The following is a 12,930-nucleotide window of genomic DNA, read 5'->3' as shown; positions in this document are numbered from 1 at the left end:
CTTCGGGCGCTGTCCAACGGGTCCTGCCGGAGTGGTACGTATCCGAGGGCACGCTCTACGCCATTACGCTCGGCGGACGCGACGCACCGGCACGGGTCCGCGTGTTCCGGGAGTTCCTGCGGGAGAACCTCGACGCCCACGGACAGGTGGCGAGCTGACATTCGGGGGCGCGAAAGCCACTGCGCGGCGTTGCTGATCCGCCATCAACTTCTCCGCCGGTCAGCTGTAGGCTCCAAGGAGTGCACAGGCGGCACAGCAGATCCGCCAGCGGTTCGCCGTGCGTGGCACCGATCGCCTTTGCTGGATTGCGGAATGTCGGAAGGAACATTGCACCCGCCAACCGACGTGACCACGGCAATACATCGGCTCAGCAAGACCGGCTTCCTGTTCGCCCCGGATGACTTCGGGCGGGGTACTTCATCCCTTCGCTGCGAAAGCCAAGCGCTAAGCGCAACCCTTTGCTGTCGCAAAAATGTTACACACTTCACACTTTGAGCCCTATGTTTGCGAGTGGCCCCGGCCCAGGTGCGCGGGTCCGCGCTGGTGCCAATGCTCTGCAGGGACGAAAACAAAAGGGCCCCGGCCTTCGGGGGCAAGAAGCCGGGGCCAACATGACCTTGGTGGAGGTCATCATGCCCGCTAAAGGAGAAAAGTAGCGGGCCTCCCTGGCGAAGCGCACTGCACACTCTAGCTCAGTGAGTGGATGGGATCTGTACGATGTCACACAACCAGGAGGTCTGCGGACCCGGTAGAGATTCCACGTCCACAAATACACCCGCGCATTGACGGTCGCAGCGGGAAAGATCTCCTCGGCAAATCCATTGCCCCGCTTCGAGAGGTCTCTATTGACCGGGGATGCAGCTGAAGAGCCAACGTCACAGCGCGTCCCGGACGCGCAGGCCAAGGATCAAAGGCGGGCGAGCCTGCCGCCCCCCTCGGTGCGCGGCAGGCGTTCTCGTGGGAATCATCGCGACCCGGTGGCCCTCACCGAAGGCGCCTACCGCTCGGCATCGGTCTTGAAGGGTACACGCTCACCCGCCGTAGGGGCCTTACGCCCATACGAAGTGGGCTCACGTTGGCCGGCCGCATGGCGGTCGCCTCGCGCACCGGCCGCATCCGGTAGCGGCGAATCGCATAGATCATCGCCGCGCGCGCCTCCGGCGCCGGGTTCTTGCTGTAGCCCTCCCACACGGCGCGCAGCGGCGCCCGACCGGCGTCGGGGTCAAGGCCAACGGCGTAGCACCAGGCCCGAATCCCATAATGGCACGCCCCCACCGCGCGGGCGTCGGACAGCCGCACCTCGATCCCTTGCGCATCCGCGTCGCGCAGCAGGCGCGACAAGGACACGTTCGGTGCAAGACGCACACTCTCGATGCGATCGACCTTGCGCTTTAGCCCCTGTAGCGCTCCGCGGGCGGTTCGCCCGTGGCAGGCGTACTCCGGCCCGCCCAGCGGGTCGCGTGTCAGTGCGATATAGCCGTGATCCGTGCGCACCTGATAGCCCCGCCCCTGCCCTGCCCACACGGCCCGGTAAAGCTCGACGCCCTCCGGCGCCCTCTCGAGCGGCGAGACGTCCAGCGTCAGCAGGCCATCCACCACCGCCAACCCGGCGCCATGGACCATGCGCAGCCACCGGCCCGGGACGCGGATGACGTGGTGGTCCTCATTCGCAATCCACCCCTTGAAACGCCCGGCATACGTATCGCGATTCTCATCCATGACAACGGTGTAGCCCACCTCCGTGGGGTCCGACACCACGTGGACCTGCAGGGAGTGGCCGCCCGCGGCGCCGCGGCGCATGGGGTTGACGGCCTCGAGCCGGCGTTGCGTGCGTTGGCGCAGTCGCTCGGCGAGCGGCGTTTCGCACATCACCCGGTTCGTCACTGCCTCTGTGGCACCGGGCGCGGGGCGCGCGCCCGATCGCCTGCCCCTGGAGGGCGATCGGCGCGCATTGCGTGCCCGCCGCGCGCCGTGGATCGCCTCGACTACCTCGTCGACGACCTCGCGCGCTCGGTCCGCGCGGCGACTGCCACGAATCGTACGCTTGCGCCCGCGCATCGCCTTCACCGCCGCATCGCGCGCGCGCTTTGTCCCCGGCCTCGCCCCGTCCGCCCAGTGGAGGGCGAGCCGGAATAACCGCTTTCCAACAACGGGAATGTAATTCCGGCCAACATTGCTCTTTTGTTTCGTCTTCATTTTCGTCTCCGTAATAAAGTTTTGTGGACTGTCACATCACACAAACCATATTACGAATCCGGCCTTTTATATTCCATACCAAATAAAGGTAATTTTTGCGGTTATTCTTTTTAATTATTCCTGCAAAGCAGAATATATTGAGCGCCTCTTTTCGCCCTTTCGGGCACGCTAATCGCACCCGCCCGATCGGCGAATCACCGACGACAATCAACGGGGCTCACCGGCGCGAGGGCGTCGGGTGGCCGCGCACGGCGTGTCGCCGCGACCGGCCGCGCGCGCACCGGCCCCCGGGGACGTGGTGCTGGCGCAGGCAGCACCACGCCCGGTCGCAGGCGCATCGCAGGCGGGCTTGCAAGTCCTTGATTGTGGGGCGGGCGTGGCGGGCACGCTACCCGCCACCCAAGGCGGGGCATTGCCGCGCAGCCCCCTCGGCAGCCAAGGCGTACGCCGCGCGTAGCGCCCCGTACAACCAGCCGCACACCGCTCGCGCCCCCGTGCTACGCCGCCTCCCCCGGTTCCCCGAGCGCCGTGCACTAGCGCGTTCCGTTCGTTGGTGATGCGGCATTCGGTGTGTCTCTCGCCCCCCAGATCGCATCCAGGATCGGCTCCCGGAAGAGCTCGGGGGAGACAGGCTCCGGTGCTACAAATTCCATCTCGCGGTGCGGAGTTTCGGGCTCCAATACCGACGCCGGGATCGGGTTCGTGCAACGCGATTGGGGCGCGGTCATCGGTCCGTGAGACGCCACCACCGCGCGCAACTGCTGGAGTCTTTCTGCCTCGACACGCTTTCCCCGAGTCCGTTTCCCGTCCACCTTCATCTCGCCATCTCGAAACGTCAGGCCAAACAGGGCCTCCAGGACACGCCGCAGGATCGGCACGGGGCTTTTGGCGTGGGCGTGCTTGGGATAGAGGGTGACCGGGAGGTCCAGCGCTTGAATCCACCCCAGATACTGCTCAACCAGGCCGCGCAGCGCCGGGCCCGCATTCGCGCGGTGGAGAACCATTGCGTTGGGGTCCCCGTCAAGCCGCCAACCGAGCGCATCGAGGAGATAGCAAAAGATCGCATGGAGTTTTCCGATATGGCGGCGACTCAGCGCGTCGCCCTTCTCCGCCCGATCGGCCGCGTGCGCCTGCGCGGTGGTCATCCCAGCAATCCGCCACGCCTGCACCCACGATGGCAAGCACCCTTGCGCCCACAGTGCGACATCCGCCGGCGCGACATGCGCACGGCCTAGCCAGTGCTCCACGCGCCGGCGCTCCAGCCGATAGAATAGCGCCTCGCTCGTGTCCTCCCTTTGATGTGCAGCCGCCCATTCCTGATCGGTCGCCGCCCGCGCAGCAAGCAGCGCGTTGTCATACTCCGCCTTCGCAATGCGCCGCCCCGAGCGCCCGGCCTCACGGCCGCATTGGCGGCACTGCTCGTTCGCTACGAGGCGCGAGACTCGGATGCCCTGCGCTTCCATGATCGCCCAAAGTGATACGGCCAGGTGGTTGCGGGAGAAACTCTGTTCCGCCCGGATGGTGGCAATCAGCGCCTCATTCGCGCTCGCCTCGCGGTTCTCGGGAAGCAGCTCGGCCAGACGTTTGCGGGGACAATCCAGATGATAGCGCTTCGGGGGCCGCACCCCGATACGATAGTTCTGCGCCGTGCGATCGCGACGCAACATCTGCAGCGCCTCCGCCGCCGTCACCACGCCAGAGAAAAGGCCAAACGTCCTCGTAAAATGCGGGACGGTGATCGATACCGACGAGACAATGGCCGGCGAGTGCACCAGGACTGACCACTGCGTCACGACGGCATCGGGATGCGCGATCAGCCGCGCCGGGGCCGTCTCGCCGCTGTTGTGCCCCGTAATCGCCAGGCATGTGCAGCCGCTTTCCTCGTGGATGCGGGCCGCGATCGCCCGCACTTCCTTGGCGCTGTCAGCACAAATGCGCACGGGTTCGTCGGCTTTCACCGCCTCCATCACCTCACCCAACACCTGGTCGAAATCCCCGATCTGCGCGGCGATGTGTGAGAACTCGGCTTCGCCCGTGATCACCGTGACAGGCTCGTCGGGGCGGTGCCGCTTTACGAAATCCACCAACGTGCCATTCGCGTCCGCATCGCACAGCACAACCGTGGACGTCGTGCGAATCGCTTCACCGAGCGCATCAATGGCTTGGTCACGGTTGTCGATATTGTCCGCCGTGGCAAGATGCTCCAGCACCTGCTGCGCTTCGTCGACGATGAGCGTCTGTGACCGACGAATCAGGCCCTTGTATCGCCGCGCCCCGAGTGAGTTCCCCGTGACCGCAAGCGACGACAACGCCACCTCTTCACCCGGCGCCGGCACTGGCTGTCCCACCCGCGCAGGCTCGTAGTGCGTCATGAGATCCGCCATCGGAGCGACAATGCTGCGAAGCCGGGAGACATAGACCGGCTGACGACCATCGGTCTTTGCCTGCTGCACGAGCGCGCGCGCAAACTGCGTCTTCCCGCTCCCGGTCGGCGTGGCGATGATGTAGATCCCACGGTTTTCCCGCATGTGCGACAGGAGCGTTTCATCAAGGCTCCACGCAATGCGCTCCACCCCCTCCTGGTCCACCGGGATCGATTGCGTCGCGCAGGCACGCTCGCGCAGCCGCCCGAGATACCTATGGAGAAACTCGGTCAGTGAGCGTGCGTCAATGTGGGGGTTGGCCGCCACCAAACGCTCAACAACCTCTTCTATGCTGTAGCGCAGCGGAGCCAATGGAGCGGCAGCGCGCGCTGCCCGCTCCGCCCGCTCGTTCGCATCCACCGCGCAATCAGCCACGCAAACGTCAGGGAGATGTCGCTGCAGCGCGTCGACGCCCGAGAACGGGTAGCTCGCGAGCTGCGCTCCGCGCGCGTCCACTATCTCAACGGCATGGACTCCGTAGTCACGGGCCAGATCAAAAGCCGATCCAGCTTCATGACGTTCACATGCAATCACCATCCGGTATTTCCGTCCGTAGGTTTGCCACCATTGCGTCAACGCCGCGTCGAACGGCGGCGCCGTCTCCACAACTCCCGCCCCCTCGTGGCGCGCTAGAACACCATCCTGGGCATCCGGCCGCGTAAGGTGCGTGAAAATGACCGTACTCTCGACCCGACCGCGTGGAACTAACTCATTGTGCATTCGATTATCTCCTTTTTTTGGCTGTCGCATCACCTCCTTCCTTCTTCCGAAGGCCCTATCCTGTGGCGAGACCCAGCCGACTGTTGACACGTCCGTATCTTCTCCCAAAGAACCTTCCAATGTCCACCCCGAATAACGCCAAAAAGTGGCTTTATTCGAACGCGATGGCCCCTTATTTATTTTCTTTTATTAATAACTCCAGGCTCTGTGTCCGTTCTGCTCCTGGCATCTTCACGCGCGTAGCGCGTGGCCTATCTTCAGTCCTGCACTATTCCACGGTTTTCTAGCTATGTATTATACAACCAGGAAAACCGTGGGACAGGCTTTTCACTCGAAGGGTTCGGTTCTCATTGCCGCCCCTGACCCGAGTCTTATTGCAAAGACGCAACAACAAGCGAGTCCGTCGATGAAGTTCACCTTCTTGTCGTTTAACCTTCAAAATCCGTCTCTTACAGTCTACAAACGATCGAGCGCCCGCTCGTTTCCCGGTCTTGGAAGCTGGCTCAAGCGGACTCTACGAGGTCTCACTCCATTGCCACGAACGAACAACGCATGGGTCTCACCGGTCACGCAGAGAGAAGGCTATGAACCGACAAGTATTTTTCCTACCGGCTAGGATATAAGAATTATTTATTTCGACTTATATAACCCGCACTACCGTCATCCCTTATCAACCCATTCGACCCACTTTCACAGGCCATAATGTCTTCTCTAAACCACAGACCTGAGCGGCATCGCAACGCCCTGAAAGGAATCGCAAAGAAGCGCCCTTCATTCCCATATGCGGTGTGTGAAATATTAGGTTTTATTAATATTCACTTTCCTATTGCATTCCCGACTAGAACTCGATACATTTTCTCCATCGATTCACGCATTTCTGAAAACGAGGAGGTACGCATATGACTCGCATGACTTCGCCAACCCCACAAACCACCTCTGAGCATCCAGCCAGTCCAAGGCAGTTTGCAGAGCCAGTGGCCGACGGATGGGATCTACAGGCCGCTGTCGAGGCGCTCGCTCTCGAACTGACATCCGCGTTCGGGGTTGGCAAGGGCGACTTTTCGGTAGGTCGCCTGACGCAGAAGTCCCTCTTTGGCCGAGGGACGGTCGTCAAGCGCGTCGACGGAGTCGCTTTCGATCGCACGAATGATGCAATCGGGACGCGAGGTCGCGTGGTTCGTCCAGACTCGAGTTCCCTCAGTCGATCCTCGGGAACTGGGATGGTGGCTTACGAGCACCTCGGTACGGGACTCTATCGGTTGGAGGACGTGCTGGTGGATGCGCGCGGGACCCGGCGCTGCTATCACCTCGTCGTGGTCGGTGATGCGGCTGCAATGCTCTCGGATCAAGACCGGGATTCATGGCATCAATTGCTGTGCGCGATGTTTCCGGGTGACATGGCCGAGGCGAAACGCGCCAGGGAGAGTCATCATCGTGAAAGTGAACGCTGCCAACGTCTGCTCCAGCAAATCCAATGCGAGCGGGACTACTACGTGCCAGTGACAGAAGGTGAGTGGACTGCTGATCCGGTTTACCCGAAGTTGCCGGACTGGTTTCCCCCACATGCGAACGATGATGAGCTCATCGCCGAGTGGAGTTTGCCCGTCAAATGGTGCGTCAGTGGATTCCGTGACGCCGTCGGCGAGACAGCCGAGGAGGCCATCGCCGTGGCCAGGCGAATCACGAACGAGCGCGAAAGGAATGCCCGCGCAGCGCGCCGGCAAGCGGACCATGCAGGACTGCCCGCACTACAGGGCTCAGCCCGGCAGGTCCAGTGGGCGGAACAGATCCGTGCGATCTGCAGGGACCGAGACCTAGTGAAGGAAGCAACCCGCAGGCGAGTGAAGACAGCAAAGTACTGGATCGATCACTTCAAGCATGTGACGCGCAAATAGGGTTCAATCCGTGCTTGTAGCTTCGTTCGCCATGTCAGCTAGCCTGCTGACTGAATGCCACGGCCACCGCCTGCCACCCAATTTTCCATGATCGTCAACCTATTCTCGGCGGGCTCTACCCCCTCACCCCCAGCCCTGGCGCATCAGTGTCCCCACCTGGCGCTGCGACAACACCCGAGCGCAATCCCGCCAGGCGTCGTCGTCGACTTCCAGTGTCTGGTTGTAGCGAAGATCGAAGCCGTTGACCTCGCGCTGCGCATTTATGCGCTTATCAAGTTCTTCGGCAAGGCGTTCGGCATCCTCGATCCAGTCATCATCGATTGTAGAGAATCGCGGGCCGTAGCCGGATACGGCTTCCATTGCAAAGGCCCTATCCTGAACGTAGCGCTTGGCAGAGGAACTGCCGTTGAGGGCCTCTTCTGTCACGGGGATGGGTCCTTCGTGAAAGGCAGCCGCACGTCGAACACGAAGGCACCATGATCCCTCACAGTGATTTGTTTCGCGTCAGGATGTCGTGGATTGAGGATGATGTTCCAGGACAGGGGAATAACCACGGAAGGTACGCGCATCAGCAGAATATCGTTGGCCCGAGTCTCCAGCCAGTCCCGCCCCACCGACACCGGGTTGTGCGGGATCGAGGGAATATCCAGGACGCTGGCCGCGGCGTCGATCGGGACTACCAGCTCAATCAGCCGGAAGTCCAGTGGCGCGACCGGCTCCTCAAGCCCGAAGTGCACCGCGTTTTCCCAGGCCGCCAGCGCTGGGTGCTCCGAGGTGTAGATCGCCGGATACCCAGGTGGCGTCCAACGGCCGCCGTAAAGGCGCGAGCCCTCCCCGGAGAGGTCGATTGCGTACTTGGCACGGGCAATGCGATAGAGTCGCATCAGGCCGCGATGCCGTGCTCGATTCGACCCAGCAATTGCTCAACCTCGTGCACCCCGGGGTCGTGCAGCAGCAGATCTGCCGGCACCTGCCCTCCCAGTGCCCGGTTGGGTTGCTCGAGCCACTGCCGGCCACGCTCGTGATCACCGAAGACCTCGGCCGCCCGGGCGTAGATCCGGCCCAGCCGCACTACCCGATCGGACTGCTCCTGGGATAGACGCACCGAGCCGCTCTTGGACGAGAGCGTCGTGCGCGGAAGGACCCGGTCGAATACCCGCCGAGAGATACGCGTTCTCAGGATACGGGCGTTCTCCGTGGGCAGCCCCCTAGTGACGACACCGCGCAGCAGCGTCCAATCGTCCGTTGAGGCCGATGACCAACCCTCAACCCGGAGATCCCCGAGATAGTACGTCAGGTACTGCTGGCGCTCCTGGGTCTGCATATCCAGCCCTCCGTGTCGACTCCGTCACCAGTATATGACGAAACGGACGACCGAGACAGGATCACCCTTCGCATTCGTCACCTCAGCATTCGTTTCTGTCGCAACAAAGACCACAGGCTTCGATCAGCGATCCCGATGCCCAACAGCGCGCCCGAGGAATGAACGTAGATGCCTAAACATGGGGGAAGGCTACGGAGCAACTCAACCACGCGGGGCACCCTGAGTCCGAGTTCATTTATTCTACTAGGTAGAGTATAAATGATTGTTTTTACTCCATTTTTATTTGACTTCGCGGCCCTGGAAACCTACAATACTGAACTGTACCCGATGCCATGGGATCGAGGTGAGTAAGGCTCTCACCGCGTTTGCACGTCTCGGCGTACGGCTCTCTCTGCGGTTACCGCAACCGCCCTAGACTAACGAGGAAACGACATGACAAAGCAGATCTCCGTAACGCCATGCAGCGCTCTCTCTCGATTGCTGGAGTCGCGGCCAACCCGCCCGGATATCAACCGGAGTACGCATATTGAGCTGGGATATACTGATGTGCCTGTTTCTCGGATTCCGGAGAACGACGCTATCAATCGGATGGCTGCCCGCTATGAGTGGACGCTCTCACAGGGATTTCCTCTACTCGACGAGGAAGCGTGGATGTTGCTGCTCAATTCCGAGATTTCACGCAGCGAGTTCGCACTCGACGAGCTGGATGGATTCGCGTCCCGGGTTATGGACGATCTTGGATTCGAAGCCGATCCGCGCGACGTTGAATTGTATTTCAACCAGAAAGGGACCACCCGAATGGGTACCGGTTCGCGTGCCATGGAGCAGATAAGGGAATTGACAGCCGTGCAGCGAGTGTTCGTTGCCGAGGCGATCGAACGGATCTGCGGAGACACCTCTGATCATAAGTCGCCTCGTACAGTCATCGCCCACCTCGCCGGTCGCTCCCCTGATGCTGTTTTCTGTAACGACAGAGAAGTCGCAAGCGACGCGTCTCCAGCAGGATGACGGTTCACGGGCGCCACGGATGGCAGGGCTCGTATCCGCCGGAGTTCCGGCAACAGACGATCGATCTGGTGCGCAGCCGGCGCACGCCCCGGGAGCGGGCCCAGGAGTTTGAGCCCTTGGCGCAGACCATTGTGAACTGGGTTGGACAGACTGGCCGTGTTGCCGGGGTGCAGGATGTTCGAGCATTGGCGGATCGCTGATAAGTTGAAATGTTTACAACGGTGCAATGAGCCGCCGCGGGCCGCCGTTAGGAGCCGCCTCGTGATGGTCACCCTCGTGAGCCTGATCGGCTTTTACGCGGCACCGGCGGTGCTTTCCGGTGACACCATTGACGGGGTCCCATTCTCTGATACTTGGGAGACGCTCCTAGCCGAGGCTAGAGTCCAGGAGCGGCAATGCGGCGACGACACCTACGCCGCTGGCCCACCGCTCACCTGGAACGATCACCTGGGCGCCGCGGCGTAAGCACACAGCGCGGACATGGCGCACACGGGCCAGTTGAGCCATGACGGAAGCGACGGTGAAACCCTCGCCGACCGCCTCGGCGCGGCCGGATATCAGGCATGGGCCTGGGCCGAGAACGTTGCCGCCGGCCAGCCGGATGCCACCACCGTGGTCGCCGCCTGGCTCGACAGCCCGGGCCACTGCGCCAACATCATGTCCGCGGATTACACAGAGTTCGGCGCAGGTGTCGACCGGGACGCAAGCGGTACACGCTACTGGACGCTGGTCTTGGCTGCCCCGCGTTAGTAGCCGTCTACGAAAATGCGGATACACTGCTGGGAGAGGCGCGAGAACCGGTCGGCCTACATATTTGCCGTTTTTTGGCACCTGCTGTTTCGCTGTCAGACGTTGAGCGCACCGGGCAGAACGGCGAATCCTTACCATAGGATTCGCCCTGGGTAGGTTGCACCAAGTCAGAACAGTCGTCCGTTTGTTGAATACCAAAACCGCACCCGGAATAGGCATCGTTTGCGATCATGAATGAAAGCCGGTGTCAGAGAATCAACCTGTCGTTCGGGTTTATGGGGTATTCGCGTTTCCCTTTTCTTCCTTCCATCCTTGACTTAGCATTGCACTTGCATCAAGTATTCTCTCGTAGTCAAATAACGGCGGTTTTTACCTAGAATGGAAGGATTTATCCATGGCAGTCGATCTCAGCAAGTACTCAACCAAGGAACTCAATACGCTCAGCAAGGACATTGACAAAGAGCTCCGTGCGCGCCGGAAGCACGATGAGAAAAAGGCTCGTGAGGAGATGAAAAAGGTCGCCGAGCGCTACGGCCTCTCGCTCAGCGAAGTCGTCGGCAGCGCCGCCACAACGAAGAACAAGGGGCGGACCCAGGCCTCGGCCAAGTACGTTCACCCGGATGACGGCTCGAAGACGTGGAGCGGTCGCGGGCGCAAGCCGGCCTGGGTGAAGGACTGGGAAGCCGCCGGCCGTTCCCTGGAGGAGCTCAGGGCATCGTAGAGTAACGCGTTGCCCGGATGGAGGCAGGGAGGCCTCATCCTGAGTGCAATAGCAGAAAACTGCCGCCGGCCACCAAGGCACAGGAACGCGTCGCGCCACACCCTGCACCCCGGCAAAGGATCCTCCATAATCCACGATGGCATGATCGCCACGGAATGCTTTTCTCCGCGGTTTTGTTCGGGCAAGGGAACCGCAGAAAGGAACGCGTGATGATGCAGTTCTCCGGCGTAGAGCCGTTTCTCGCATCTGCGTTCTGCGTCAATGCAGCGGTTTCTCCCTCGTTTGCACGAACGCATTCATTTAGGCTTGAGTTTCTCCGGGCGTGCTGGAATCACTGATGCTCGTAACGCTGGCTCGGAGCCACGGGAATCGCGTTGTCTCCATGCTCCAGGTCCATATCCCTGCAGAACTGCTCCGAGACACGGACCATCCGCTCGCGAGGCGCCGTTGCGAACTCAGCAATCAACGTGCCGGCAGGACGGCCGTGGAGCAAATAGACGTGCTCCTCACAGGTCACAATGTGCTGACTGTCCCGACAAGCCGCCCGGATCGGGGCGGTCACATCGAGTGCGCCGTCGTTGTCCAGCTCTTCTGCAGCGACGGTGACATCCGCGCCCGGGTCATACAGGCACGACCAGCGCCGAAGCACCCGCAACGGAATCCCTCTGCTCAGCATCCAGAGTGTGGCGATGTTGATCGAATCGGCCGATGCCCTGTAGCGCTCGAATAACGAAGACTCCATCGGCAAGGAACTCCTTGGCGTGTGGTGGCGATTGCTTCATTATTGAAGGCTGTATATATGTACGGGCTATCCTGCTAGCTCCACCACCTACGAGATGTTGTGTCCCCGTTGCGTGCCAACTTACTCGCAAGTCGCCGGCGGTCGGGACACGGCCCGGTCGAGCAGGAGGTGGAACAATAGGCCGCGTGCGCAGGGTGAACGCCGGTTAAACCGGGAGGTAAATTCATCCAGGTAGGGATCGAGCTGCGCCGGCTAAACGTCCTTTTGGAACCACTACATATTGATACTGGTGGAGCAAGGAGGATAGCCCATATATATGTATAGTTTTTGCCCAAGACGCGCAATCCGCTGCCGGATGGCAGCGCTTGGACTGGGTTAGACTGGAGATTGAATACCGCCGGGAGCCGACAGATGTGTGGTCGATTCGTCAGCAAGACCGAGGCGGCCATCGAGCGGGCGTTCAACGTGATCCCGCGGCAGTGGACGCATGATTGGGTCAAGTACAACGTCACGCCCACGCAAATGGTCCCTGCTATCCGACCCGCTGATGGCGAGCGCGAGGGCGTGATGCTGCGCTGGGGACTTGTACCCGCGTGGGCCGACGGGCAGCCGACGAAGTACAGCACCATCAATGCCCGGGCGGAGAGCATCGACACGGCGGCGACCTACCGCGGCCCCTGGAAGCGCGGGCAGCGCTGTGTCATTCCCGCCATTGGGTACTATGAGTGGCAAGCGGTTGCCGGTCGCAAGCAGCCATACTTCATTTGCCGTGTTGGCGGCGAGCCGTTCGGCTTCTGCGGCCTGTGGGAGGCATCAACGGCACCGGACGGGGCGGTGGTCGAGTCGTGCACCATCATCACGGTGCCGGCCAATCCCATGGTCGCGCAGATCCACGCAAAAGCGCGGATGCCGGCCATCGTCACCCCCGAGGACTGCGGGATCTGGCTGAAAGGATCCCCGGAGGAGGCACGGGCGGCGTTGGTGCCATTTCCCGCAGAACGCATGGACGCCTACCCGGTGAGTACACGCGTCAACTCACCCCGGAACGACGGCCCCGACCTCCTGGAACGCGTCGCCTAAACGTACCCGTCGTCTCAAAGCGACCCGTTGCGGACCTTCGATCGAGGGTTGGGAACGTCTGCTTTCCGTCG

11 protein-coding genes and 1 pseudogene are annotated in these 12,930 nt (G+C 61.6%); 6 read left to right on the top strand and 6 right to left on the bottom strand.

The window, feature by feature from the left end; translation table 11 throughout:
- Positions 1–984 precede the first annotated feature (984 nt).
- Both QWY84_RS19245 and QWY84_RS19240 read right to left on the bottom strand, forming a co-directional pair.
- Positions 985–2,196 (bottom strand): hypothetical protein, encoded by a 1,212-nt coding sequence (locus tag QWY84_RS19245; RefSeq protein ID WP_290204668.1) that lies wholly within the window; start codon positions 2,194–2,196, stop codon positions 985–987.
- 533 nt (positions 2,197–2,729) lie between these two features.
- Positions 2,730–5,339, bottom strand: coding sequence for a DEAD/DEAH box helicase (locus tag QWY84_RS19240; RefSeq protein WP_290204666.1), 2,610 nt, complete (start codon positions 5,337–5,339; stop codon positions 2,730–2,732).
- A 1,220-nt stretch (positions 5,340–6,559) separates the two neighbouring features.
- Between QWY84_RS19240 and QWY84_RS19235 the strand changes: the two genes are divergently transcribed.
- Positions 6,560–7,234: a hypothetical protein gene (locus QWY84_RS19235; protein WP_290204664.1), complete on the top strand. Its 675-nt coding sequence runs from the start codon at positions 6,560–6,562 to the stop codon at positions 7,232–7,234.
- Between the two features lie 123 nt (positions 7,235–7,357).
- Here the strand turns inward: QWY84_RS19235 and QWY84_RS19230 are convergent, their stop codons facing one another.
- The 3 genes from QWY84_RS19230 to QWY84_RS19220 are packed head-to-tail and all read right to left on the bottom strand — an operon-like array spanning position 7,358 to position 8,558.
- Entirely contained in the window at positions 7,358–7,660 is a 303-nt protein-coding gene (locus QWY84_RS19230; protein ID WP_290204663.1) for a hypothetical protein, read from the bottom strand.
- A complete protein-coding gene (locus QWY84_RS19225; protein ID WP_290204661.1) occupies positions 7,657–8,118 on the bottom strand; it encodes an RES family NAD+ phosphorylase in 462 nt (153 codons plus the stop codon). Before QWY84_RS19225 ends, QWY84_RS19230 begins: the two co-directional genes overlap by 4 nt.
- On the bottom strand, positions 8,118–8,558 hold the full coding sequence (locus tag QWY84_RS19220; protein ID WP_290204659.1) for an Xre family toxin-antitoxin system antitoxin: 441 nt from the start codon (positions 8,556–8,558) through the stop codon (positions 8,118–8,120). The genes QWY84_RS19225 and QWY84_RS19220 overlap by 1 nt, the downstream gene beginning before the upstream one ends.
- A gap of 432 nt (positions 8,559–8,990) precedes the next feature.
- Here QWY84_RS19220 and QWY84_RS19215 point away from each other — a divergent pair, with 432 nt between their 5' ends.
- The 4 genes and pseudogenes from QWY84_RS19215 to QWY84_RS19200 all read left to right on the top strand — a co-directional run bounded on the left by QWY84_RS19215 (position 8,991) and on the right by QWY84_RS19200 (position 11,037).
- Positions 8,991–9,566, top strand: coding sequence for a hypothetical protein (locus QWY84_RS19215; protein ID WP_290204657.1), 576 nt, complete (start codon positions 8,991–8,993; stop codon positions 9,564–9,566).
- Between the two features lie 261 nt (positions 9,567–9,827).
- Complete coding sequence (locus QWY84_RS19210; protein ID WP_290204656.1) at positions 9,828–10,031, top strand: hypothetical protein; 204 nt, start codon at positions 9,828–9,830, stop codon at positions 10,029–10,031.
- Between the two features lie 12 nt (positions 10,032–10,043).
- A pseudogene (locus QWY84_RS19205) lies at positions 10,044–10,316 on the top strand (CAP domain-containing protein); the annotation flags it as partial.
- Positions 10,317–10,710: 394 nt separating this feature from the next.
- Entirely contained in the window at positions 10,711–11,037 is a 327-nt protein-coding gene (locus tag QWY84_RS19200) for an H-NS histone family protein (protein ID WP_290204654.1), read from the top strand.
- A gap of 331 nt (positions 11,038–11,368) precedes the next feature.
- Here the strand turns inward: QWY84_RS19200 and QWY84_RS19195 are convergent, their stop codons facing one another.
- Positions 11,369–11,779: a transketolase family protein gene (locus QWY84_RS19195; protein WP_290204653.1), complete on the bottom strand. Its 411-nt coding sequence runs from the start codon at positions 11,777–11,779 to the stop codon at positions 11,369–11,371.
- Between the two features lie 411 nt (positions 11,780–12,190).
- Between QWY84_RS19195 and QWY84_RS19185 the strand changes: the two genes are divergently transcribed.
- Positions 12,191–12,859, top strand: a complete 669-nt coding sequence (locus QWY84_RS19185) for an SOS response-associated peptidase (protein WP_290204652.1) — start codon at positions 12,191–12,193, stop codon at positions 12,857–12,859.
- The last annotated feature ends 71 nt before the right edge of the window (positions 12,860–12,930 follow it).

The sequence above is a fragment of the Aquisalimonas lutea genome, from assembly GCF_030409225.1.
Lineage (GTDB): Bacteria > Pseudomonadota > Gammaproteobacteria > Nitrococcales > Aquisalimonadaceae > Aquisalimonas > Aquisalimonas lutea.
The sequence above is the reverse complement of the archived record's forward strand: the minus strand, read 5'-3'. Positions and strand labels throughout refer to the sequence as shown.

What these genes read in the sequence shown, in the direction of transcription:
- QWY84_RS19215 (WP_290204657.1), top strand. Translation starts at nt 8,991, where the DNA reads ATGACAAAGCAGATCTCCGTAACGCCATGCAGCGCTCTCTCTCGATTG.
- QWY84_RS19220 (WP_290204659.1), bottom strand. Translation starts at nt 8,558, where the DNA reads ATGCAGACCCAGGAGCGCCAGCAGTACCTGACGTACTATCTCGGGGAT.
- QWY84_RS19245 (WP_290204668.1), bottom strand. Translation starts at nt 2,196, where the DNA reads ATGAAGACGAAACAAAAGAGCAATGTTGGCCGGAATTACATTCCCGTT.
- QWY84_RS19200 (WP_290204654.1), top strand. Translation starts at nt 10,711, where the DNA reads ATGGCAGTCGATCTCAGCAAGTACTCAACCAAGGAACTCAATACGCTC.
- QWY84_RS19185 (WP_290204652.1), top strand. Translation starts at nt 12,191, where the DNA reads ATGTGTGGTCGATTCGTCAGCAAGACCGAGGCGGCCATCGAGCGGGCG.
- QWY84_RS19235 (WP_290204664.1), top strand. Translation starts at nt 6,560, where the DNA reads ATGGTGGCTTACGAGCACCTCGGTACGGGACTCTATCGGTTGGAGGAC.
- QWY84_RS19195 (WP_290204653.1), bottom strand. Translation starts at nt 11,779, where the DNA reads ATGGAGTCTTCGTTATTCGAGCGCTACAGGGCATCGGCCGATTCGATC.
- QWY84_RS19225 (WP_290204661.1), bottom strand. Translation starts at nt 8,118, where the DNA reads ATGCGACTCTATCGCATTGCCCGTGCCAAGTACGCAATCGACCTCTCC.
- QWY84_RS19240 (WP_290204666.1), bottom strand. Translation starts at nt 5,339, where the DNA reads ATGCACAATGAGTTAGTTCCACGCGGTCGGGTCGAGAGTACGGTCATT.